Consider the following 24,874-nt stretch of genomic DNA (forward strand, 5'->3'; position numbering starts at 1 on the left):
GTTATTTTAGGTTCATTATCTACAAATCTATGAAATTATGTATTATAATGTGATATGTATATTTTTGATTAAATCATGTAAATCTATTTAAAGAATAATACAGGTAACTTTATTAAAGGAGTATGTGTAAATGAAGAGAACAGATAAAATTGGTGTCTACCTCAAGCTGTCATGTTCTGCGTTGTTACTTAGTGGTTCGCTGGTTGGTTATGGCTTCACAAAAGATGCTTTTGCAGATTCAGAAAGTACATCATCAAATGTTGAAAATACTTCTAATAGTAACTCCATCGCTGACAAAATCCAACAAGCTAAAAATGATATTAAAGATTTGAAAGAACTTTCTGACGCAGATATCAAAAGTTTTGAAGAACGTTTAGATAAAGTCGATAATCAATCAAGCATTGACCGTATTATAAATGATGCAAAAGATAAAAATAATCACTTAGAATCGACAGACTCTAGTGCCACATCATCAAAAACTGAAGATGACGATACATCTGAAAAAGATAATGATGATATAACTAAAGACTTAGATAAAATTCTGTCAGATTTAGATTCAATTGCTAAAAATGTTGATAACCGTCAACAAGATGAAGGAAGTGTTTCTAAACCTAGCGACTCAACAACCGATGAAGAAGATGATTCAAATAATAAAGTACACGATACAAGTGCTAGTACACGTAATGCAACTACTGATGATTCTGAAGAGTCAGTTATTGATAAATTAGATAAAATCCAACAAGATTTTAAGTCTGACTCTAATAATAAGCCTTCTGAACAAAGCAATCAGCAAGCATCACCATCTAATAAAACAGAAAATAACAAAGAAGAATCTAGTACAACAACAAACCAATCTGATAGTGATAGTAAAGACGATAAAAGTAATGATGGTCGTCGCTCAACATTAGAACGTCTAGCATCAGATACTGATCAAATTAGGGATTCAAAAAATCAACATGTCACAGATGGAAAACAAGATATACAAGCAATTACACGTTCATTACAAGGTAGTGATAAGATTGAAAAAGCACTTGCTAAGGTACAAACTGACAATCAATCACTAGATTCTAATTATATAAATAATAAATTAATGAATTTAAGAGCACTAGATACAAAAGTAGAGGATAATAACACTTTATCTGATGATAAGAAACAAGCGCTTAAACAAGAAATTGATAAAACTAAGCAAAGTATTGACCGACAAAGAAATATTATTATAGATCAACTCAATGGTGCTAGTAATAAAAAACAAGCAACCGAAGATATCTTAAATAGTGTTTTTAGCAAAAATGAAGTAGAAGATATAATGAAACGTATTAAAACAAATGGCCGAAGTAATGAAGATATCGCTAATCAAATTGCCAAGCAAATCGATGGTCTTGCATTAACTTCTAGTGATGATATTTTAAAATCAATGTTAGATCAATCTAAAGATAAAGAAAGTTTAATTAAACAACTGTTGACGACACGACTTGGTAATGATGAAGCAGATCGTATTGCCAAAAAATTGTTAAGCCAAAACTTGTCGAATTCTCAAATCGTAGAACAATTAAAACGTCATTTTAATAGTCAAGGAACAGCAACAGCTGATGATATATTGAATGGTGTGATTAATGATGCTAAAGACAAAAGACAAGCGATTGAAACAATATTACAAACCCGTATCAATAAAGACAAAGCTAAAATTATCGCTGATGTTATTGCGCGTGTACAAAAGGACAAATCAGATATCATGGATCTCATTCACTCTGCGATTGAAGGCAAGGCAAATGATTTATTAGATTTAGAAAAACGAGCAAAACAAGCTAAGAAAGACTTAGAATATATTTTAGATCCTATAAAGAATAGACCATCCTTGTTAGATCGTATTAACAAAGGTGTCGGTGATTCTAATTCAATATTTGATAGACCAAGTTTACTTGATAAACTTCACTCAAGAGGATCTATTCTTGATAAATTAGATCATTCGGCACCGGAGAATGGATTATCTTTAGATAATAAAGGTGGCCTTTTAAGTGATCTATTTGACGACGATGGTAATATTTCATTACCAGCGACAGGTGAAGTCATCAAACAACATTGGATGCCAGTGGCTGTTGTACTCATGTCATTAGGTGGGGCGCTCATCTTTATGGCTCGTAGAAAAAAACACCAAAATTAATTTGAAAATGATATATACTAATAGACATCATCAATCTTATGTGTAGTTAAACTATTACACAGTTAATGATTGAGTTGGTGCAACGCTTACTCAAAGTTTATAACAAGAGTCAGTATAAAAGAGTAGGACTAAGAATTTAAAATCAATTCTGTCCTACTCTTTTTTGACATGCAATAACGATCGTTATATATAATGAATAATATACTTTTAGAAATCACTTGAGAAAAATATAAAAATGGACTTTTTAATGTAAACTTACTCAAATATAGTTATTGAATATAAAATAAGCACAAAGATGCATTGTAAATTGGAATACATCTTTGTGCTATTATTTTGTGGGTAATACCTCAAATAATTTTAAATTTTTACTATTTACCTTTAATGTAATCTAAATCTTGAGCATCTTCTGCATCAATAGTTCTGAATGAAATGACACCTAATCCTTTAACATTTGATTCAGAAATAACAATTGAACCGTCGTCATTAACTTTTTCAACGAAAGCAACATGACCATACTGTGTATCAGCACCTAATTGTCCAGCTTCAAACACAACTGCAGTATGATTTTTAGGTGTGTGCGTTACCGTATAGCCTTCACTTTCAGCACGGTTATTCCAATTATGAGCATCACCTAAGTCACCAGAAATGGATGAATCAAATTGATTCATACGGTGGTACACATACCAAGTACATTGACCATGTGGGTAAGGTGATGTACCGGAAGTTTCAGTAAATGGTTTGAAGTCATTACCAGACACATCTGTACCTATTGATTTGTTGTATTTCTTCATGTTAGGCATTTTTTCTTTGTCAAAAGATGTTAAATGATAATGTTTAATAATACTATTTAATTTTTTAGAATAATTAGGATCTGTGGCGTATGAGCGTGACAGATGTGAAGTAGCATCTTTATATGATAGAGCTTCACTCTTCCAAGTTGGTTTATAAATTGACGGATTACCATCGATACCATGTTTGATTAAATCTGCATAATCTTCAAGAGATTGTTTAGTACTTGGGTATTTACGGAAACCTGCTTGGATACTAAACATATGATTACTGCTATCAGCTTCTAAAGTATTAAAAGTTACAGATTGTCCTTTGTAGTCACCTTTGATTCCAAACAAGTTATGATTTGGTGATTGTGCAAGTGAACTTTTTCCAGAGTCAGATTCTAAAATAGCTTGAGCAATCATAACTGATGCATATATATCTTGGTCTTTTCCAATCTGATGCGCATCTTTAGCAATTGATTGAATGAAATCACGTGTGTCTTGACTGTCAACAACATTAAATGAATCAGAAGATAAGTCACCATTGTCTAATTCAGGTAGTTGTTGGAAAAGACTTGTTGAACGTGTATTTGAGCGTTTAATGTCATCCTCGAATGATTGTGCAGGTTTTGATTGATGTTTTAATTCATCATCTGTTGGTAATTGTGGATTTTTGTCAGTATGATCACTTTGAGATGTTTTAGTATGACTTGTATTTTTGCTTTTATTGTAATCTTTTTCTGTTTTCTTAGCATCCTGACTATATTCATCTAAAATAGAGTCTAATGCTGAATCTGTAATACTAGAATATTTCTTGTTACGTTCTGAGCTATCATCATTTGCTTGAGTTTGTTTTTGCTCAGAAGAAGATTGATTTTTGTTTGTATCTACGTCTTCGCTTTCTTGATCTTCTTTATCCATTTCTCCAAGTAAATCACTGACGTCAGAATCGGCTTGGTGGTTAGTTGTCTTTTCTTTTTCATTGTTTGATGGTTCTTGATCTTGTTTAGCAGACGACTGTGAGTGATTTTGATGTTGTGATGGTTGCTTTGTCTGATCTTCTTGATCTACTTGATCTTTTTCGTCATTGGAAGAATGGTTTGTCTTTTGTGGCTGTTCGTAATCTGTTATATCAGAATCGAAATCAAATAAATTTTGGATGAGTGACGTTAAACTAAAACTATCTTCGTATTTATTCGGTTCCCAGTATTTAGAAAAATCTACTGACTGAGACTTAAAATTATCATAAATTTGATCAACTAAATTATCATCTTTCATTTTATAGTTGCGATGTGTTGAGTCAGCTGATAATGATTTATTAGAGTCTTTGTCCTTGCTGTCAGAAGTGCTTTTTTTATCATCAGAATAGTGTTTAGAATCATCGTTGTTAAATTCATCTTTTTCAGATTGCTTTGATGTTTCTTTTTGTGCTTGATGTTGTTCCATTTTATCTGAGCTTGTATTTTTATTAGATGAATCTTCAGCAAAAGCTGTTTGTGTAGCGAAGGTTGGCGTGATAAGCGCCGTCGATAGTAAATATACTAAAAATTTATTTTTCTTCATCTTAGTGTGTGCTCCCTTAAAAATTATTTTTAGTTATTGTCATAACAAATGAGAATTTGATATAATTTATCTTATGATTTATAAAGTTGACAAGTATCAACAAAAATGAATTATGCCTTAATACAAATATTATACTAATCAACATTAGAAAAATAAATCCATTTAATCAAATTTTAATATAATATGTGTATCATCTTTACGTAAGCAAAAAAATATGCACATTTAAGTAATCATCTGTACGGAAATGTATTACAATAAAAAAGAATAATGATAATTAGGAGTGTGAAAATGAAAAACGCACTAAAACTTTTTATCACGGATTTAAAAAGAGTTGCTAAAACACCAGGTGTATGGGTCATCTTAGCTGGTTTAGCAATTCTTCCTTCATTCTATGCATGGTTTAACCTCTGGGCTATGTGGGATCCGTATGGTCATACAGGACATATCAAAGTTGCCGTAGTGAATGAAGACCAAGGTGAAAAAGTTCGTGGTAAGAATATTAATGTAGGAAATAAAATGGTCAAAACTTTAAAAAAGAATGATAGTTTTGACTGGCAATTTGTGAGTAGAGAAAAAGCTGACCATGAAATTAAAATGGGAAAGTATTATGCAGGTATTTATATACCGAAGAAATTTACACATGAAATTACTGGTACTTTAAGAAAACATCCTCAAAAGGCGGATATAGATTTTAAAGTAAATCAGAAGATTAATGCCGTAGCAGCTAAATTAACTGATACGGGATCGTCGTTTGTGATTGATAAAGCAAATAAACAATTTAACAAAACCGTAGCAACCGCTTTACTTTCTGAAGCTAACAAAGTCGGACTATCAATTGAAGATAATGTACCTACAATCAATAAAATTAAGAGTGCTGTATATCAAGCTAATAATTCATTGCCTAAAATTAATCAATTTGCAGACAAGATTATTGAACTAAATAAACATCAAGATGATTTGGATGCTTATGCTAATCAATTTAGAAGTTTAGGAAAGTATAAAGGGAATGTATTAGACGCTCAAGAAAAACTTAATGCTGTTAATTCGTCTATTCCGGCGCTTAATGAAAGGGCTAAGTTGATACTTGCACTTGATAGCTACATGCCTAATATTGAAAGAATTTTAAATGTTGCTGCTAATGATGTTCCAGCACAATTCCCTAGAATCAATAGAGGTGTTGATATTGCAAGTGAAGGTATTGATGCAGCGAGCGGTCAGTTAAATGATGCAAAAGGTTATTTGACTCAAGCTAAAGCGAGAGTGGGAGACTATCAAGAAGCAGCGGGCCGCGCTCAAGATGTGAACAACCAAGCAAATCAAAATTTAAGAAATCAAGCATCAACTACACCCCAAAGCGCTATAAAATCATCTCATTCGGAAGGGAAGAGTCATTCAAACATTAAAACAGTACCTGTGAGTCAATCAGGTGAGAATCAACCCGTATACAGTGATAACATTTTATCTAACAGTGATGTAAAATCAATGAATACAGCTTTAACAGAAGCTTTATTATCATTATCTAATCAAACAGATCAACAAGCACAAGCTACCCAACAAGACGTTAAATCATTAAAAAATATAGCATATGGTGTCATCGCTTCAGATAAACCATCAGAGTTTAAAGAACCATTAAAAAATATAAAATCACGCTTAGAAAACGCATCTAAGTATAATCAACAATTTATAGATATTTTGTCAGAGTTGGAAAAAAGTGAACATGTTGATTTATCTAATGAAATTAAGCAAGTGAAAGAAGCAAACAATAGCATTAACGATAATTTAAAAAGTACCAATCAATTAATAGATGCATTGTCAAATGGTAGCTCTGGACAATTAGAAGCAGTCAATGTATTACGTGACTTACCTAACTTAAATAAAAGGTTAGATACATTACGAAATTACATTAAAAAAGAACTTAATCGTAATTTACTAGCTGTTTCTAATGAGATTACTGATCAACTTAATAAAGGTCAAAATACATTATCGACAATCCAGTCTAAATTAAATACTATTAACCGAGTGATTAACGCTGGTCAAGATATTTTAAATAGCGGTAAAAAGAGAATTGATACGATTCAAACTGCATTGCCAGCGATCGAAAACGCATATATAAATGCAATGAGAACTGCACAGGCTTACTTCCCAACAGCTAAAAAAGATGTCGCGAAAGCCGCAGACTTTGTACGTAATGACTTGCCTGGATTAGAGAGAGAATTAGCCAATGTAACACAGTCTGTAAACCAAAAAATACCATCTTTATTTAGTCGTTATGATAATGCTGTAGATTTATTAAACGAGAAACAGCCTCAAGCTAAAGAAGCACTTGCTTCGCTTGCCGATTTCTCAGAAAATAAATTGCCAGATGTTGAGAAAGACTTGAAAAAAGCAAATAAAATCTTCAAAAAGTTAGATAAAGATGATGCTGTAGATAAGTTAATAGATACACTGAAAAATGATTTGAAGAAACAGGCGGATATTGTTGCTAACCCTATTAATAAAAAAACGACAGATGTGTTCCCAGTAAAAGATTATGGTTCTGGTATGACGCCATTCTATACTGCATTGTCTATTTGGGTTGGAGGATTATTAATGGTTAGCTTATTATCTGTGGATAACAAACACGAACACTTACAACCTATTATGACGAAGAGACAAGTGTATCTTGGTAAATCTGGTTTCTTTTTCTTATTAGGTATCATACAGGCATTAATAGTATCTATCGGTGATTTAGTTATCCTTAAAGCATCGATAGAATCACCGATATTATTTGTCTCTGTTGCCGTGTTTAGTTCACTCGTATTTAACTCGATCATTTACACATCTGTATCATTGTTAGGTAACCCTGGTAAGGCTGTTGCTATTATCTTACTTGTGTTACAAATTGCTGGTGGAGGAGGTACATTCCCAATTCAAACAACGCCAGAATTCTTCCAAGCGATATCTCCATATTTACCATTCACGTATTCTATCGACGCATTACGTGAAACAGTTGGAGGTATAGTTCCAGAGATACTGATTACGAAAGTGATTATTTTAGGTTTATTCGGAATTGGATTCATGGTTGTAGGTTATTGCTTGAAACCTGTGACTGACCCTATTATCCGTAAAATTGCTGAAAAAGCTGACGAAAGTAAAGTAACTGAATAAAGATCAACGATTTTACTTAATTAATGTTAGAACAGTATGATTTAAAATGATACTTACAGTAAAACATGTTGTATTGTTCTTATCTTAGAAAGATAAGTTAAAAAACGGTTATTCACCTTAACAGAAGGTGGATAACCGTTTTTGTTTATCCTAAGTTTAACAGTGACGGATTTTATTACTATAGAAACGGGCACAGTTGTAATTATCGATGCTTCTCTTATATGAAAGAAAAATATATGATTAAGTCAGTTCAAGTAACATGATGTTTTATTCAATTGATTTAAATTAAAAATTGATGCAACCCGTTTATTTAAGTTGCCTCATCTTTACTAAAACTGACTATTATATCCATATTACCAACAAAGTTAATATATTGATCTTCAGAAGTTAAAATAAAATGATCACCCTTATCGACTTTATATACTTCGTTATTGATTGAAACTTGCCCGTGGCCGTTAATCATTGACACTAAGCAATAAGTGTGTGGTTTTTGAAAATCTAATATGTCTTTGATAGACCATTCTTCAACCGTAAAGAAATGATTAGCAACAAATTGAGTGTATTGATTGCCATTTATCATTTCAGTCTTAGGTGTTGTATTAGGTTCAGTTGTAGTGATATCAATAACATCTTTACTTTGGTTTAAATGTAATTCACGCGTATGACCATTTTTATCTTTTCGGTCATAATCGTATATACGATATGTTGTATCTGAGGATTGTTGGGTTTCCAAAATGAGTATTCCGGAACCAATAGCATGAACTGTACCGGCTGGTACATAAAAGAAGTCACCAGGTTTAACAGGTACATGTTTAAATAAATAGTCGAATTCATGATAATCAATCATATGTTCAAGTTCATTTTTACTTGTAGCATTAACACCATAGATAATTTCAGCACCAGGTTGAGCGTCTAAAATATACCAACATTCAGTTTTACCGTATTCGCCTTCATGTTTAAGTGCATATTCATCATCAGGATGTACTTGTACTGACAAACGATCATGTGCATCTAGAATTTTAGTGAGGAGTGGAAAATCTTTACGTGAGTCATTTCCGAAAAGTGCTTTATCCTCGTCCCAAACTTGTTTTAAAGATTTTCCCTTATGTTTTCCGTTAAGAATTGTGTTGGGACCGTTTTTATGTGCGGAAATTGCCCAGCATTCACCCGTAGAATTATTCGGAATATCGTAACCAAATTGAGTGAGATTGGTGCCACCCCATAAACGTTCTTGAAATACGGGTTGAAGAAAAAGTACCATTTGTCATACGCTCCTTTATATCTCTTTTAAAATATTAAATATTTCATCACGACTTTGAGCATGAATTAACTCATCACGCGTATTATCATTCATGAGCGTTCGTGATAAACGTTGTAGCAGTTTTAAATGTGTACCGTTATTGTCATTGGGAACTGCTATAAGGAAAATGAGCTGAGGATTTGATTCATCTAGACTTTCCCACTCTACACCTGCTTTATGATTTAATACAGCGACGATAGGACGTTTAACTGCATGAGATTTAGCATGTGGTATTGCAACGTTCATTCCGATAGCAGTTGTTGACTCAGCTTCTCGTTTAAGGATTGCGGTTCTTACCTCTTCTATATTCGTAATGTAATGACGATGGCATAACTTTGTAAGTAATCTATCAATCGCTTGATCTCTTGTCATTGGTTCCTTGGTAATTTCAATGAGTGATTTATCGAACACCATATGATGTAAGGATTGTGTAGTGTGATTAGTAGATTGGTCATCAGAAAATACATTGTCAGTTCCAACAGAAGTATCATTTCCACTACTGTTTTTTGCTGTAGCAGGGGTGTGACGTTTAAATAACAAGACTGTCAACATGGTTGCTAGACTTCCGACAATAACAGCTACAAAGAACCATAAAATATTACTGATTCCACCTAGTACAGCGACAATAGGACCTCCGTGAGCAACTTTATCACCGACACCACCAATGGCCGCTATCACTGAAGCGAACATCGCGCCAATCATATTAGCTGGAATGATTCTTAGAGGATCTTGTGCAGCAAAAGGGATTGCTCCCTCAGTGATACCAAATAATCCCATCGTAAATGATGCTTTACCCATTTCTTGTTCTGCTTTATTAAATTGGTGTTTACGAACAAACGTTGCTAAACCTAAACCAATCGGTGGTGTACATACTGCAACAGCAACCATTCCCATCACAGTGTAGTTGCCTTCAGCAATTAATGCAGAACCGAATAAGAATGCTACTTTGTTAACTGGACCTCCCATATCAAAAGCAATCATTGCGCCAATAATAAGAGCAAGAATAATGATGTTAGCCCCTTGCATTCCTTTTAACCATGATGTTAATGCACCAAAAATATTCGAAATTGGTGCGCCTATTACAAATATAAAAATGAGACCAACTATTAATGAAGATAGAATAGGTATAATAATGATAGGCATAATAGGGGCCATAGCTTTAGGAACTTTAATCTGTTTAATCCATTTTGCAATATAGCCCGCTAAGAAACCTGCAACGATACCACCAAGGAAACCGGCTCCTGCTTCACTTCCATATAAACTACCATCTGCAGCAATGGCACCACCAATCATACCTGGAACAAGACCAGGTTTATCAGCAATACTCACCGCGATATAACCTGCAAGGATAGGAACCATAAATTTAAACGATAAACTACCAATATTTTCAATAGATTTCCAAAATGAATCTTCGGGGATAACTAATCCTTTTGGAGTGGTGTGTCCTCCAAGAGTTAAGGCAATAGCTATGAGTAAACCGCCAACGACGATAAATGGCACCATGAAGGATACACCATTCATTAAATGCTGATACACCATTTGAATATTACTTTTATGAGATTTTTCTTGATCTCTAGACATATTTGTAGAAATATTTTGATCATGGTAAATTTGTGCATCTTGGTCAATCACACGTTGTATTAATTCCTTGGGTCTATGAATACCTTCACGTACACTTTCATTGATCAGAGGTTTACCATTAAATCTTGATAAATCTACCTGTCTATCGGCAGCAATGATGATTCCATCAGCTTCTTTGATTTCTTTAGAAGTGAGCACATTTTCTGCTCCGACGCCTCCTTGAGTTTCAACCTTAATATCAACGCCCATATCTTTTGCCGCTTGTTCTAATTTTTCTTGAGCCATATATGTATGAGCAATTCCATTTGGACATGATGTAACTGCAAGTATTTTCATAGTATGCACGCTCCTTTTCCTAACAATAATTGTAAACGCATACATTTAAGCATAAAAAAGAATAATTGCCGTCAATAGTGGCAATTATTCTTTAAAACGTGCATACAAAGTGTTTTTTAGTTGTAAATCATCTAAAAGACATAATTGATGGATGTCATCTTCTTCTAATTGAGCAATTGTTTGTATAATTTTACGGTTAATATTTAAATCTTTTTTACTCATTGCTAAAAAGAAAACAAGTTTAACTTTATGTTGTTTCCATGTTATAGGTTGAGAAGGTTTAAATATAATCATGTGTGATTTTAGTACTTTTTCAGGGTTGCCGTGCGGGAGTGCTATCCCTTTACCTATATATGTTGAGGATTGTTTTTCGCGATCTATTGCACTTTCTATATAGCCATCTAGAGTTGCATGATGATAATCTAAAATTTCTTTGGATTTCTCAAAAATTGGAAGAATGTGATTTGAATGATTCAGTTTGAAATTGGACTCAACACTCAACTGAATTTTTGATAATATATCATCTTTTGATAATGGGTTTTGCATGGCTTTTATAAAGAATTCGATTTTTTTAGCATCGTCATCTGAAAATAAAGGTGATACTTGTATGACTTTAGGTGTTTGTAAAAGTTGACTTGTATCAAAGTCTTGAGTAGTAATTAATAAGTCAATCCCTTCAAAATGATAGTCGTTAATATCTTCAAGTTTTAATGTATCTACGATTTGTATTGCATGATTAAGTTGTTTGATTTTCTCAGCGAGTAACGTTGAGATGCCTAAACCATAATAACAAGCAATTACAACATGAATATGTGATGACTTATGACGTTCGATAGAAGACTGAAAATGTATAGTTAAAAAGGCAATCTCGTCTTCACTTAATTGGATATTTGTATCTTGTGATAATTGTCGAATACTATCATATAGTGTATTAAAGACAAAGGGATATAGTCGTTTAATTTGACTTGTTAATGGATTATTTAGATACACATGACGCATTAATCGCAAATATGTACGACTAAAGTGGACGTTCATATTATCTTTTAAAATTGTATCTTGTGAAAAGGGAAAACCAATATGCTGCTCCATTAATTCAATGAGGCGATCGATATAACTTTGGATAAATAGTTGTTGGACCCCTAAATCAAACTTATTGTAATGGTAGCTAATAAAAAAGGAAAAGCATTCGCTTGTTTTATTGTTAAGTTGATATCCAAGCGTTTCGTTGATATCTTTTATACACTTTTTCGCAATAGTTAAAGATTCTGTATCAGTGCTCCAATCTTCTTCCTCTGGTTGAGAATGTTTAATAATTAAAATTAGATGCACAAGTAATTGTTGTATTTTATTTTCAGAAGTTGATAATTGATGATTATCTATATGCTTTGAGATAATTTGTTTTATTTTTCTAGTATGGACTTGAGGTAACTCTTGTAAAATAAGGTTTTCAACTTTAAAGTCATCGTCTGTAAGTTGGTTGATATGAAGTACAGCATTACTGATACTCGTTGTACTCGCATCGATTATGATACCTTGCTTCTTTTTAATTAATAAATATCAAATTTTATAGCCCACGTTTGTATACGTGTTATATAATCAATCACTTTTGATTTTGTTAAATGGTAAGTTGAAGATAGCTCTTTGATAGTGAATGTATGCTTTTCCATAAATAACCTATAAGCAATTGTGATAAGTAATTTATTCTCTTTTACAATAACTGACTCTAAAGCAGATTGTATCTCATCAGGTGTATAAAGCCATGTATTTAGCATATAACCTTTAGATTGTACACTTAAAATTAATTCATTTAGAAATGTAGTATGTATAGTTTTAATATCATTACGAATAGTTCTATTAGATACATTTAACTGTTTAGCAATATCATGGCCACTTATATATGTATCTGTATAATTTAATAACAATTTGATGAGTTTGATTTGTCTATCAATCACGATTAATCACTCTTCTCTATATAAACTTTGAGAAAACGCTTCAATGATTTACTTTAATTCTATTATTAAAATTGAACACAATCAATATGGGGAAAACGTGAAAAATATTACCATCATCTTAATTACAATTATAAGAAGTCGTTATTTATAATTAAGTTATATTTTTAGAATAGTAGACATCAATTATTAAAAAAGTAAAATTTGAATTAAATTCGATTTGAGTTCGATATATATTAAGTGGTAAAGAGATGAAATTAATATCTCTAATAAAAATTGCTTCACTTTAAACCATGTGGAAATCAGTTCGCTTAAGAGTGAAAGTTAATGGTCCAGTATGATGGTGGAGTATTAGAATAAATGATTTTGTCAGAGAAATAGAGGGCTAAAATGATAAATTCTAAAAGGCTATAGAATTAATATTTTAAGATGAATAGTATAGTCACTTGTACAACTTAATTAGCATCTACAAATACCATAAAACAAGGCAAGGACACGAATGTATCCCAGCCTTGTTTTATGGTATTTAGAAACAATGAGGTTTCATATGCTATTTTGAATTAAACAAATTTTAAAACTTGGTCAACGATTTTTGCAACTGTATCTGCAATACCGAATCCCATGTCTACCCAATCTTGTTTTACGTGTAAACCAGCGTTTACAGCGTTATGTAATGATTCAACGATACCTGACATAATAATATAATCCTCCCTTGTTGTTTGTGATACGCTTACATAACTATTTCTAACATACATATAGATACATGTAAAGGGGGGTGAGAAATTTTAACAAATTCTTTAAAAACAATATAAAATTGAGAACTAGAAATTTGGAATATTGCGACTTCTTGTAATTTAATTAATTGCAATAGATGAACATTGAAAATTAAATGTTAATAAAATTGTGCATTTATTCACAATATCTTCACATCAAATTGCACAAATTATGATAATTTAAATATATAATCTTAAGAAATATTGAGGAGTGGTTTTGTTGAGTAACTCAAAAAAAGTAGCCGTTGTCACAGGTGCAGCACAAGGTATTGGCTTGAAAATTGCTGAGCGTCTATTTGAAGATGGATATAGCATCGCGCTTGTAGACTTTAATGAAGCGGTAGCTAAAGAGTCAGCTGAAAAATTATCAAAAGAAGGGCAAAAAGCAGTTGCTTTTAAAGCAGACGTTTCAAATCGTGATCAAGTATTTAGTGTGTTAAATCAAGTCGTTGAACACTTTGGCGATTTAAATGTCCTAGTTAATAATGCTGGTCTTGGTCCAATGACACCAATTGAATCAGTAACACCTGAACAATTTAATCAAGTTGTAGGTGTTAACGTAGGTGGTGTATTCTGGGGCATCCAAGCTGCAATTGAACAATTTGATAAATTAGGACATGGCGGTAAAATTATCAATGCCACATCTCAAGCAGGTGTTGAAGGTAATGCAGGCTTATCTCTATACAGTAGTACTAAGTTTGCTGTTAGAGGATTAACTCAAGTAGCAGCACGTGATTTAGCTGAGAAAAATATTACAGTCAACGCATTTGCACCTGGTATTGTTGAAACACCAATGATGAAAGGTATCGCTGAAAAGCTTGCTGAGGAAAATAACCAACCAATGGAATGGGGTTGGAAACAATTTACAGATCAAATTGCTTTAAAACGCTTGTCTAAACCTGAAGATGTAGCTAATGTAGTAAGCTTCTTAGCAGGTAGCGATTCAGATTATATTACTGGCCAAACAATCATCGTTGACGGTGGTATGAGATTCCACTAAGATAAATATCAATGAGATATAAAAAAGTTGAGTAAAGTTAATTCTAGAGATTTTAAATTTCTAGAATTAACTTTTTTAATTATCAAACATTAACATTCTTCTATTCTGTAAAAATAACTTAAGCTATTTAAGGTACTTTAACCGCTTAGAAAATGGTCAATATTTATAATTAGTAATTAAATTTAAAATTGATTGCGTGATATATTGTGGCATATCTTTTACAACAGGTATGCGCTTAGAAAAATATTCACTCTCAAATCCAGAAACGACATGAAATCTAGCAATTGCAAATATTGGATAATCTTTAGGTAAACAATGATTGATACTTTGATTTGTTCATTGCTTTATCATTTAAACAAACATAGTGATTTTAATTTTTATCATATAAAAGAATGAAGATAAAAAAGATGTATGTGAAAAGTGTGCTCACATACATCTTTTTTATTAATATACAGATAATTTTTCTAATTGTGCATTTACTTTTGACATATTCGAACGTATCACTGATGCTGATTCATCCATAGTTTTGATGGCTTGCCCAGCATTTTCATTCAACCCATTACACACTACTTCAAATTGTTGAGCCATTTGATCTAAACGCGCTTGAGCTTGAGTATTTAAAATAAACATATCGTCATAATGACTTGGTTCAAAAATCATATTAACAATCGTAGGTTTCGCATTTTCTATAATGTCATCTAAGTGATTTTCGAGAATAGGCGACGCAACTTTCAAATCATTTAGTAGAGATACCCACTTATCTATTTCACCTACTAATCTTTCAAGTGCAGAAATTACAATTGAAGGACTAAATGGAGAAGCTTTCAATGCAGTAATAATAGCTGGGTTTTTCAACATTGATTTAATAGTATGTATACTTAATTTCGCATTTGTAAGTGCAGTAACTGTTTTATCGATATCATCCTTAACAGGTTTGAAATACTCGTTATATAACTCTTCTACATATTCTGCTAAATCTTTTATGCCCTTATCAATATGATCTTTTAAAATTGACATTTTACGAGTTAAGTAATTGGAAGATTCGATTGAACCGTAAACCATATTTTCACCACTATAGTTTATATTAGTATTACCATCCATTATAGTGGCATCTTGTTGAGACATGATATTTTTAATATCTGCTATTTGACGACCATAAATATCATTTTGTTGTTTTACTTGTAAAATATTTTTAGATACCACTTGAAGATGCTTCATCATTTCTTCAGCCACACCATCGTGAAAATCATTATCCAAATTTTGAAAGATTTTTTGGATTTTTGCTTCAAGTGTATCGTGAATTGCTTCAATACCCTTTTCTAAATTACGGACTATTTCAGAAATATATTCTTCAAGTGATTTAAGACCTATAGAAGGTATTAAGCCAATTATAGGATCGATAACTTTGTGTACTTGATCAATCGCTTCTTCAAAAGACTGTCGTTTGTGTTTAATGGAATTACATAAATTTTCCAAGGAATCAAGGCATATTTTATCAATGAAATCACTTTTAAGTTTATGCTTACGATTACTAAAGTTATTGTTTTCATGTTGAGATATATTAAAGCTTTCATTTAGAAATTTAACACATTCAGATAACATTTTACTTGTTTCACCAGTAACTAAATTATGGAGATTTTCTAACTTTTCAATATCTAATTTAATTAATGTGCCAGTACCAGAACGAGAAATAGATTCTCCTGTCCAGACATTTATTGGGATTCGGCCGTCCATGTCTAAAGTAATATCAATCGTTTTAGGTTTTGATTTGCCTTTTTTAGTATCCGTATCCTTAACAGATTTTATCTTTTTAACAGGTATATCTTTGTATGTGTTATTTATTTTATTAAATTCTCTTTTATAACCTAAATGACTATCAGCAAGACCTTCAAGAGTAGGAACACCGGTTTTAAGGTCTACACGTTTCCCGGGATTATTTTTAAATACCGGATCTTGAACCCAAGACAATATATCATAAGTGCTATGATAATTTATAATATTATTATGTTTTTTAGATTTAGTACCTCTCCAAGACGCTTCAGGTAAGGTTGCAGGATCAGTCGTAACTACTTTTAAATTAGGATTCTTAACACCTGCTAATTTAGCACCAACTGCTCCTTGAGAATTTCCACCACTATTAACTATTTTTACATCTTTAAATCGTTCTCTTTCTTCTCCGTATTTTATATAAAATTCATCAGAATTTAATTTTTTAGCATCATTTATTTTTTTATTGTATTTATTTATAAAACTCTGATTTTGTTTAATTAAAGCAGTACTTTTATTATTATTGTTCATTAATTTTATATTTTGAAGCCAATCATCTGCAAGTTTACCTTTCAAAGGATTGTTAGGATTAATAGTTTCATTATTATCAGTGCCCTGAAATACTATAAATTGTTCACCCGAAGGTATACCGTATCTATCTAATAACTCGTAAACTTTGATATCTGCTGCACCATTAATATTTTGATTATTATTATCTTCATACCCTCCAACTTGTTTAAAATTCTTGTCATTTACTGAAAATGTTTTCAGTTTTTTTGTATCTTGATAAGCCCAAAAGCTATTTAATTCAGCAATATCTCTATCATTGATTTTATTCATGTTTATGCACTCCATATTCTAATGGGTTATTAGCATCATAAAATGCACGTGTAGAATTAATTTTTGGTTCACTTAATTGTAAAGTTATGTTTGTGTTTTCAGGTTTTTCTTTGTAATGATATAAATCATCACTTAAGAATAATAAATCTTTCTTAGAGTTATTTTTAGTAAAATCAGATTTAGTACTGAATAATGTTGAAACGACTTCAACTTTGGCTTTGAAATTTGTTGCTTCATTTGCTTTTTTCATGCCTTCTTTGAAACTCTGAGAATCTTTTTTTATTAAAGGTTCATAATATTTTCTATAATTATTAATATTAGTAACGTTACCTGCTAAATAATAATACTCATTTTGATATCCAACATTCTGTGTCTTATGTATTGCTTCTTTAGTAAAACCGGTATATTGATATTTTTCTTCATTGTTTTTAAAGAACTTTGTTAAGTTATCATATTTTTCTTTTTGTGCTTTATATTCGAAACCACTTAACACAGTTCCAACCATATTACTCATGGTATCTCCGTTATCATTGCTTCGCATGGAGCCTTCTTCATGTATTGCTTCCTTATCAAAAGGGATGCTTGCATTAAACACAATGTCATGATCATCGCAATGAACGTAGACTTCGACGCCATCACCACTTCCTACAACATTTGTGGCTTTAACATTAAGGCTAAAATTATCTTTAAAAAATTGTTCACCAAGTTTTTCGTATTCTTCACGATGTTTTTTCGCATGTGCGATAGCACTTTTTTCAGCTACTGGTTGGAAACCTTGACCTTTGTATTGACTTGCGGGAACTTCTTCAGGAATTGATTGTGATGAATGTTTTGCTTCTTTATGCACTGTGGAACATCCTCCAATTAATAATGTTGAAACGATAATGGTAGATATCAGTTTTCTCATGATACACCTCAATATAAGATTAGTTACTTTTATTTTAACTTAATTTATAAATTATATAAATAGAATTTATAAAAGTATTAAACAAATATAACATTTTTCACATATTAGTTAAATCGATTTTATAGTATTTTCAAACATATTCGAATAAAAAAATAAAAAGCTTATACAATATAATTTGATACATGCATAAGCTTTGTCATATGATTAACGATTTTTATTCTGATTATCATTTGTTCCATGATTTTGATTGTTGGAATTATTATTTGAGTTGCCATTTTGTTGTGAATCAGATTGATTATGATTAGGTTGTGACGACTGTTGTGGTGTTGATTGTGATGGTTGATGATCTGATTGATTAGTTTTGTTCTGATTCGGTTTCTGTTTGTTATTTTCTGAAGAGTTATTTTTATTTGAACCAGACTGTTGATTATTATTTGGGTATTGATGGTAATTAGGTTGTTGCGCTGGTTGTTCAGTACCTGATTGATTATCGTTGTTATAGTCACTATTTGTTGGTTGCGTTTGATCTTGTTGTTGATGAGTATCACGATTCTGATTTGAAGTATTATTTTGTTTGTTTTTGCGATTGTGTTCTATTTTTTGATCGTTCTTATTAGAAGTCGTATGGTGGTTAATAGCTGCATATAATGAAAAGCCCAATGCACATATAAGAATGATTACCACTATTGTAGCTAAAAATTTTTTCAAAGCGTATATCCTCCATCCTTTTTATCAACTATATTTTATTATAATCCTTTTTTTATTGTAAGTAGAATTATTCTATAAAGTACATTAAAAATTCCAGATTTAATTTTCTAGTAATATATTACAAACTAGAATTATCGTTTAACGTCTAAGCATGATGTCATGACTGAACCATTATGCTTGTTATAATCAATTAATATAAGTATTGTAAGGTAAACAATATAGATAAATGAGATACATTATAGAATAAAAGTTATACTTACATTGTTAAATTAAAAGTTTTACAAATTAAGAAAGGTGGAATAACGATGCGGGTATTATCTGATGAGGAAAGAATTAAAATCTTATCCGATATAGTGTCAATAAAAACTGTAAATAGTAATGAATTAGAGGTTGCACAGTACTTAGAAAAACTATTTAATCGGTATGGAATTCGTTCACATATTGATACAGTTACAGATGGTCGAGCAAATTTAATTGCAACCGTTGGTTCAAGTCAACCAGTTATAGGAATATCTGGTCATATGGATGTAGTATCTGAGGGAAATCATGATCATTGGACGTATGATCCTTTCACACTCACAGAGGATCAAGGCTATTTATACGGTAGGGGAGCTGCAGATATGAAATCTGGATTAGCAGCTTTAGCCATTGCTCTTATTGAAATTAAAGAAAGTGGTAAGTTAACTCAGGGAACTATTAAATTCATGGCAACAGTGGGTGAAGAAATGGAACAATCTGGTTCGCAACAGTTGTTTGAAAAAGGATATGCTGATGATTTAGATGCATTACTTATTGCGGAACCATCATTTCCTAGTTTGGTGTATGCACATAAAGGTTCAATGGACTTTAGAATAAAATCTAAAGGACGTGCTTCACATAGTTCATTACCATTTTTAGGTCAAAATGCTATTAAGCCATTATTAGAATTTATTCAAAATATAAATCAAGAATATGAAAAAATAACACAATCAGTAAAAGGTGAATCCTTAGATTTTTCAAACATGATAAATAATTTAGGAAGTCAACTACCTAACCATATAACAAAGGAAAAGGCACAAGAACTTATTCAAGGACTTGTTATGACTAATAGTATTGTTCAAGGGGGAACACAAGTTAATTCAGTACCTGATTTTGCTACAGCTGAATTTAATGTACGCACAATACCAGAATATAATAATAACAAAGTTAAAGCGCTATTTAATGAATATATAGAGCAAGCAAATCAAAATGGTGCTAGTTTGACTCAAGAACTTTATCTTGATTTAGAACCTGTAGTAACAACAGGTCAAAATCGCTTGGTAGAGCTAGGGTTTGATATTGCAAAAAGCCATTTTTCTAACGAAAGAGATTTAATCGTTACTCCTACTGTAGCAGTTACTGATGCTTCCAACTTATTAAAAGGAAAAGATGAAAACTTTCCATTTTTAATGTTTGGTCCGGGAAATGGACCTCATCAAATAAATGAGTGCGTAGAAAAAGCCAATTATTTAGAATTTGTGGAATACTATATAGAGTTTATCACTTCATATTTAAATGAAGAGAATGAGTAATAAAGATGTGACGTTACACTCTCCAAGTAGAATTTAAAATATTCAACTTGGAGGGTGTTTTTAATATAACATCGTAAAACTAAACAGTATTTAAAAAATACGCCGTACCATATTGTTCTAGAATTGTTGATTCTTCAGAAAGTGACGACTTTTTAGATCTATTTCTCAAAATATAGCATTTGAAGTGAAACGTTTTAACTATTTGATATAATAATTAATTTTATTTCATTTTAATTAACTGATGTGTATTATAACATTAATTCTAAATTAAAATTTTAACATAAGTTTTTTAAGTATTGTACAAATTATTTATACAAAAAAATTATAAGTGATGATTATGTGAATTAAATGAAATTTTCATTTACTTTTCAGAAAAATTTAATTACTATTATATAGTAAGTTGTTTTTCATTAATTTATAGGAGGTAATAAAATGAAGAATTTTTCTAAATTCGCACTTACAAGTATTGCCGCATTAACTGTGGCAAGTCCTTTAGTCAATACGGAGGTTGACGCTAAGGATAAAGTATCAGCAACTCAAAACATCGATGCGAAAGTAACCCAAGAATCTCAAGCAACTAACGCATTGAAAGAGTTACCAAAATCTGAAGATATAAAAAATCATTACAAAGATTATAAGGTCACTGATACTGAAAAAGATAACAAAGGATTTACGCATTACACATTGCAACCGAAAGTGGGCAACACGTATGCACCCGACAAAGAAGTAAAAGTTCATACGAATAAAGAGGGTAAGGTAGTTCTTGTCAATGGTGATACTGATGCTAAGAAAGTTCAACCTACGAATAAAGTATCGATAAGTAAAGAAAATGCCACAGATAAAGCTTTCGAAGCAATAAAAATTGATCGTCAAAAAGCTAAAAACTTAAAAAGTGATGTCATCAAAACCAATAAAGTTGAGATTGATGGAGAAAAAAATAAATATGTTTATAACATAGAAATTATTACAACTTCACCAAAAATTTCTCATTGGAATGTGAAAATTGATGCTGAAACGGGTCAAGTAGTTGATAAATTAAATATGATCAAAGAAGCAGCTACTACAGGTACAGGTAAAGGTGTACTAGGTGACACGAAACAAATTAATATTAATAGTGTCAGCGGTGGCTATGCACTACAAGATTTAACTCAACAAGGTACACTTTCAGCTTACAATTACGATGCGAATACTGGTCAAGCTTACTTAATGCAAGATAAAGATAGAAATTTTGTTGATGATGAACAACGTGCAGGTGTAGATGCAAATTATTATGCTAAAGAAACGTATGACTATTATAAAAATACTTTCGGCCGAGAATCATATGATAATCAAGGTAGCCCAATTATTTCACTCGCACATGTAAATAACTTCCAAGGTCAAGATAACAGAAACAATGCGGCTTGGATTGGTGATAAAATGATTTACGGTGACGGAGATGGACGTACATTTACAGCGCTGTCTGGTGCAAATGATGTTGTTGCACATGAAATTACACATGGTGTAACACAGCAAACTGCTAATCTTGTTTACCGTTCTCAATCAGGTGCATTAAATGAAAGTTTTTCAGATGTATTTGGTTACTTCGTTGATGATGAAGATTTCTTAATGGGTGAAGATGTTTATACACCTGGCGTAGGCGGAGATGCCTTAAGAAGTTTATCTAATCCAGAGCGTTTTGGACAACCATCTCATATGAATGATTTTGTTTATACAAATTCTGACAATGGAGGCGTACATACGAATTCAGGTATTCCGAACAAAGCAGCTTACAACACAATTCGTAGTATTGGTAAACAACGTTCTGAACAAATTTACTATAGAGCGTTAACTGTTTATTTAACTTCAAATTCTAATTTCCAAGATGCCAAAGCATCATTACAACAAGCAGCATTTGATTTATATGGCGACGGTATTGCTCAACAAGTAGGTCAAGCATGGGACAGTGTTGGCGTGTAGGCGAACCGTTTTAAAATAAAAATATGTTAACAAGTATCTAAAAATGAATTTTAAAGAACCTTAACAAAGAAGAAGTAATGTTAAATATTTACAATCTTTAAAGCCTTAATCGAAATGAGTGTTGACTTAATTTCGACTCAGCCTGAGACAAACTTAACTGTCTCAGGTTTTTTATTTCATCATAAGAGTGAACTAAAATCTTCAGGAATTTTTAAACTAATACAAAGCCGCTTACTTTACCTTGAGGTAAGACTACGGTTTGTCTAGCGTAAGTGTGACTGCATAGTAATGAGTATAAAAAACCTAATAAGAATAAAAGGGGAAATATAGATAAAATGATAGTTAAATAAACAAATTAATTTTAAATTTGAATGTATGTTTACGTACTTTGTCACAAACGACATAAAAATTCTTATTATTATCAACAATAAAATGATAAAGTATAATTAAATAAAAAGAAATTTTAATTTATAAATTAAAATAAATTAGTTATCTATAGGAGTTGATCATTCAATGAAAAAGAGTAAACGACAAGATTTAGTAACTATGATTGTTAAGCAAAATCACATTTATAAAAAAGCAGATATTATTGATTACATTGATGATCACTTTGGTGTACGTTATAGCATGACTACTATTGCAAGAGATTTAAGAGAACTCCATATTTATCGCCTGCCTGTGAAGGCAAATCAATATGAATATAAATTACTTACGCAGCAGTCTCAATTAGACTCAAGAGTAAAACTTAATGATTACATAAAAACAGAAATTATTAACACTATGATTAAAGAATCGTATATACTAATAAAGACGACACCAGGATTTGCACAAAGCATAAATTATTATATTGATCAGTTACAATTGAAAGAGATTATAGGAACTATAAGTGGTAATGATACGATTATGATTCTTACACATTCCCAGTCTATAGCTGAATATGTCTATTACAAAATATTTAATCATAATTATTCATAAAAATTTATAAAGTTGTTTATTATAAATATAACCTGGTAAGCGCATACATCGTTTATCAGGTGTTTTTTATTTCAATAAATATGAGTGTTGTTATTTGATTAAGTATTCAAATTTATGAATAAAAAACTTTTATCCATAAAGATGTAAATGTTCATATTACTCAAATATTCATTTTTTCAACGAAAGTATGCAATAGTAATGTATATTCAAACATAATTATGTATTGAATAACCAAATGTTGCGAAACTTTTTACATTTAGTATGTGATAATCATCACGAACTTAGTTATTAATCAGTTTTATACTGATAATGTAGCGAAGAAAAGGAGGAAATGAGTATGACAAATGGACCTATTCAAGTTAACAGTGAAATCGGGAAACTAAATACGGTATTACTTAAAAGACCAGGGAAGGAATTAGAAAACTTAGTGCCTGATTACTTAGATGGATTATTGTTTGATGATATTCCATTTTTAAAGGTAGCTCAACAAGAGCACGATCGTTTTGCTCAAGTTCTTCAAGATGAAGGAATAGAAGTGCTTTATTTAGAAAAATTAGCAGCACAAAGTATAGAAGATTCAAATGTCAGAGAGCAATTTATAGATGACGTTTTAGCAGAATCTAGAAAAACTATCCTAGGGCATGAAACAGAAATAAAAAAACTCTTTTCAACTTTGTCAAATCAAGCATTAATTAATAAGATTATGGCTGGCGTACGCAAAGAAGAAATACAACTTGAATCGACACACCTTGTAGAGTACATGGATGATAAATATCCGTTTTATCTTGACCCAATGCCTAATCTATATTTCACACGTGATCCTCAAGCTTCAATTGGTAAAGGTATGACAGTAAATCGCATGTTTTGGAGAGCAAGACGCAGAGAATCGATTTTCATTTCATATATTTTAAAACATCATCCTAGATTTAAAGATGAGAATGTTCCTTTATGGTTGGATCGTGACTGCCCATTCAATATCGAAGGCGGAGACGAACTGGTGTTATCTAAAGATGTACTTGCAATAGGGATATCTGAACGTACTTCTGCACAAGCAATTGAACGTTTAGCACGACGTATTTTTAAAGATCCGTTATCTACTTTTAAAAAGATGGTGGCGATTGAGATTCCAACTAGTCGAACATTTATGCATCTAGATACTGTTTGTACAATGATTGATTACGACAAATTCACTACACATTCAGCAATTCTTAAATCAGAAGGAAACATGAATATCTTTATCATCGAATACGATGATAAAGCTGAAGATATCAAAATCCAACATTCTAGTCATCTTAAACAAACATTAGAAGAAGTGCTCAATGTTGATGAAATTACATTAATACCAACTGGAAATGGTGATATCATCGACGGAGCTCGTGAACAATGGAATGATGGTTCGAATACTTTATGCATCCGTCCCGGTGTGGTTGTAACTTATGATCGTAATTATGTTTCTAATCAATTGTTACGTGAGCATGGTATCAAAGTTATTGAAATTCCTGGAAGTGAACTTGTACGTGGTCGAGGAGGCCCTCGTTGTATGAGTCAACCTTTAATAAGAGAAGATCTATAGATATAAGATAGGGTG

14 protein-coding genes and 1 pseudogene are annotated in these 24,874 nt (G+C 31.6%); 7 read left to right on the forward strand and 8 right to left on the reverse strand.

The features are described from left to right. Positions 1-130 precede the first annotated feature (130 nt). Positions 131-2,161 (forward strand): LPXTG cell wall anchor domain-containing protein, encoded by a 2,031-nt coding sequence (locus HMPREF2663_RS11775; protein ID WP_002476087.1) that lies wholly within the window; start codon positions 131-133, stop codon positions 2,159-2,161. Between the two features lie 368 nt (positions 2,162-2,529). Here HMPREF2663_RS11775 and HMPREF2663_RS11780 read toward each other — a convergent pair whose 3' ends face one another. Continuing rightward, a complete protein-coding gene (locus HMPREF2663_RS11780; protein ID WP_070846530.1) occupies positions 2,530-4,497 on the reverse strand; it encodes an amidase domain-containing protein in 1,968 nt (655 codons plus the stop codon). A gap of 288 nt (positions 4,498-4,785) precedes the next feature. Between HMPREF2663_RS11780 and HMPREF2663_RS11785 the strand changes: the two genes are divergently transcribed. Next, positions 4,786-7,644 carry a YhgE/Pip domain-containing protein gene (locus tag HMPREF2663_RS11785; protein WP_002458341.1) on the forward strand — a complete coding sequence of 953 codons (2,859 nt, stop codon included), beginning with the start codon at positions 4,786-4,788 and terminating at the stop codon, positions 7,642-7,644. A 310-nt stretch (positions 7,645-7,954) separates the two neighbouring features. On the opposite strand, the gene manA is transcribed toward HMPREF2663_RS11785, so the two are convergent. The 4 genes and pseudogenes from manA to HMPREF2663_RS11805 all read right to left on the reverse strand — a co-directional run bounded on the left by manA (position 7,955) and on the right by HMPREF2663_RS11805 (position 13,505). Continuing rightward, positions 7,955-8,905 carry a mannose-6-phosphate isomerase, class I gene (manA, locus tag HMPREF2663_RS11790; RefSeq protein ID WP_060545495.1) on the reverse strand — a complete coding sequence of 317 codons (951 nt, stop codon included), beginning with the start codon at positions 8,903-8,905 and terminating at the stop codon, positions 7,955-7,957. Positions 8,906-8,920: 15 nt separating this feature from the next. Next, positions 8,921-10,861: a fructose-specific PTS transporter subunit EIIC gene (locus tag HMPREF2663_RS11795; protein ID WP_070846532.1), complete on the reverse strand. Its 1,941-nt coding sequence runs from the start codon at positions 10,859-10,861 to the stop codon at positions 8,921-8,923. Positions 10,862-10,945: 84 nt separating this feature from the next. Continuing rightward, a pseudogene (locus HMPREF2663_RS11800) lies at positions 10,946-12,813 on the reverse strand (transcription antiterminator). Positions 12,814-13,370: 557 nt separating this feature from the next. Further along, positions 13,371-13,505 (reverse strand): beta-class phenol-soluble modulin, encoded by a 135-nt coding sequence (locus HMPREF2663_RS11805; protein ID WP_001831873.1) that lies wholly within the window; start codon positions 13,503-13,505, stop codon positions 13,371-13,373. 298 nt (positions 13,506-13,803) lie between these two features. Between HMPREF2663_RS11805 and HMPREF2663_RS11810 the strand changes: the two genes are divergently transcribed. Beyond that, positions 13,804-14,583, forward strand: coding sequence for a (S)-acetoin forming diacetyl reductase (locus tag HMPREF2663_RS11810; RefSeq protein ID WP_002486877.1), 780 nt, complete (start codon positions 13,804-13,806; stop codon positions 14,581-14,583). 444 nt (positions 14,584-15,027) lie between these two features. Here the strand turns inward: HMPREF2663_RS11810 and HMPREF2663_RS11815 are convergent, their stop codons facing one another. The 3 genes from HMPREF2663_RS11815 to HMPREF2663_RS11825 all read right to left on the reverse strand — a co-directional run bounded on the left by HMPREF2663_RS11815 (position 15,028) and on the right by HMPREF2663_RS11825 (position 18,805). Further along, positions 15,028-17,190 (reverse strand): hypothetical protein, encoded by a 2,163-nt coding sequence (locus tag HMPREF2663_RS11815; protein WP_070846534.1) that lies wholly within the window; start codon positions 17,188-17,190, stop codon positions 15,028-15,030. Next, on the reverse strand, positions 17,183-18,097 hold the full coding sequence (locus HMPREF2663_RS11820) for a DUF1672 domain-containing protein (RefSeq protein WP_080048038.1): 915 nt from the start codon (positions 18,095-18,097) through the stop codon (positions 17,183-17,185). The genes HMPREF2663_RS11815 and HMPREF2663_RS11820 overlap by 8 nt, the downstream gene beginning before the upstream one ends. Before the next feature lie 204 nt (positions 18,098-18,301). Further along, positions 18,302-18,805 carry a hypothetical protein gene (locus HMPREF2663_RS11825; RefSeq protein ID WP_002486837.1) on the reverse strand — a complete coding sequence of 168 codons (504 nt, stop codon included), beginning with the start codon at positions 18,803-18,805 and terminating at the stop codon, positions 18,302-18,304. 305 nt (positions 18,806-19,110) lie between these two features. Here HMPREF2663_RS11825 and HMPREF2663_RS11830 point away from each other — a divergent pair, with 305 nt between their 5' ends. The 4 genes from HMPREF2663_RS11830 to arcA all read left to right on the forward strand — a co-directional run bounded on the left by HMPREF2663_RS11830 (position 19,111) and on the right by arcA (position 24,859). Then, complete coding sequence (locus tag HMPREF2663_RS11830) at positions 19,111-20,355, forward strand: ArgE/DapE family deacylase (RefSeq protein ID WP_002486866.1); 1,245 nt, start codon at positions 19,111-19,113, stop codon at positions 20,353-20,355. Positions 20,356-20,787: 432 nt separating this feature from the next. Continuing rightward, the gene (locus HMPREF2663_RS11835; RefSeq protein WP_070846536.1) at positions 20,788-22,311 is read left to right on the forward strand and encodes a M4 family metallopeptidase; all 1,524 of its coding nucleotides are present in this window, start codon (positions 20,788-20,790) and stop codon (positions 22,309-22,311) included. A gap of 513 nt (positions 22,312-22,824) precedes the next feature. Further along, positions 22,825-23,286, forward strand: a complete 462-nt coding sequence (locus HMPREF2663_RS11840; protein ID WP_002486840.1) for an arginine repressor — start codon at positions 22,825-22,827, stop codon at positions 23,284-23,286. Between the two features lie 337 nt (positions 23,287-23,623). After that, the gene (arcA, locus tag HMPREF2663_RS11845) at positions 23,624-24,859 is read left to right on the forward strand and encodes an arginine deiminase (RefSeq protein ID WP_070846538.1); all 1,236 of its coding nucleotides are present in this window, start codon (positions 23,624-23,626) and stop codon (positions 24,857-24,859) included. Positions 24,860-24,874: the final 15 nt, after the last annotated feature.

The organism is Staphylococcus sp. HMSC077D08, assembly GCF_001837945.1.
GTDB lineage: Bacteria > Bacillota > Bacilli > Staphylococcales > Staphylococcaceae > Staphylococcus > Staphylococcus epidermidis.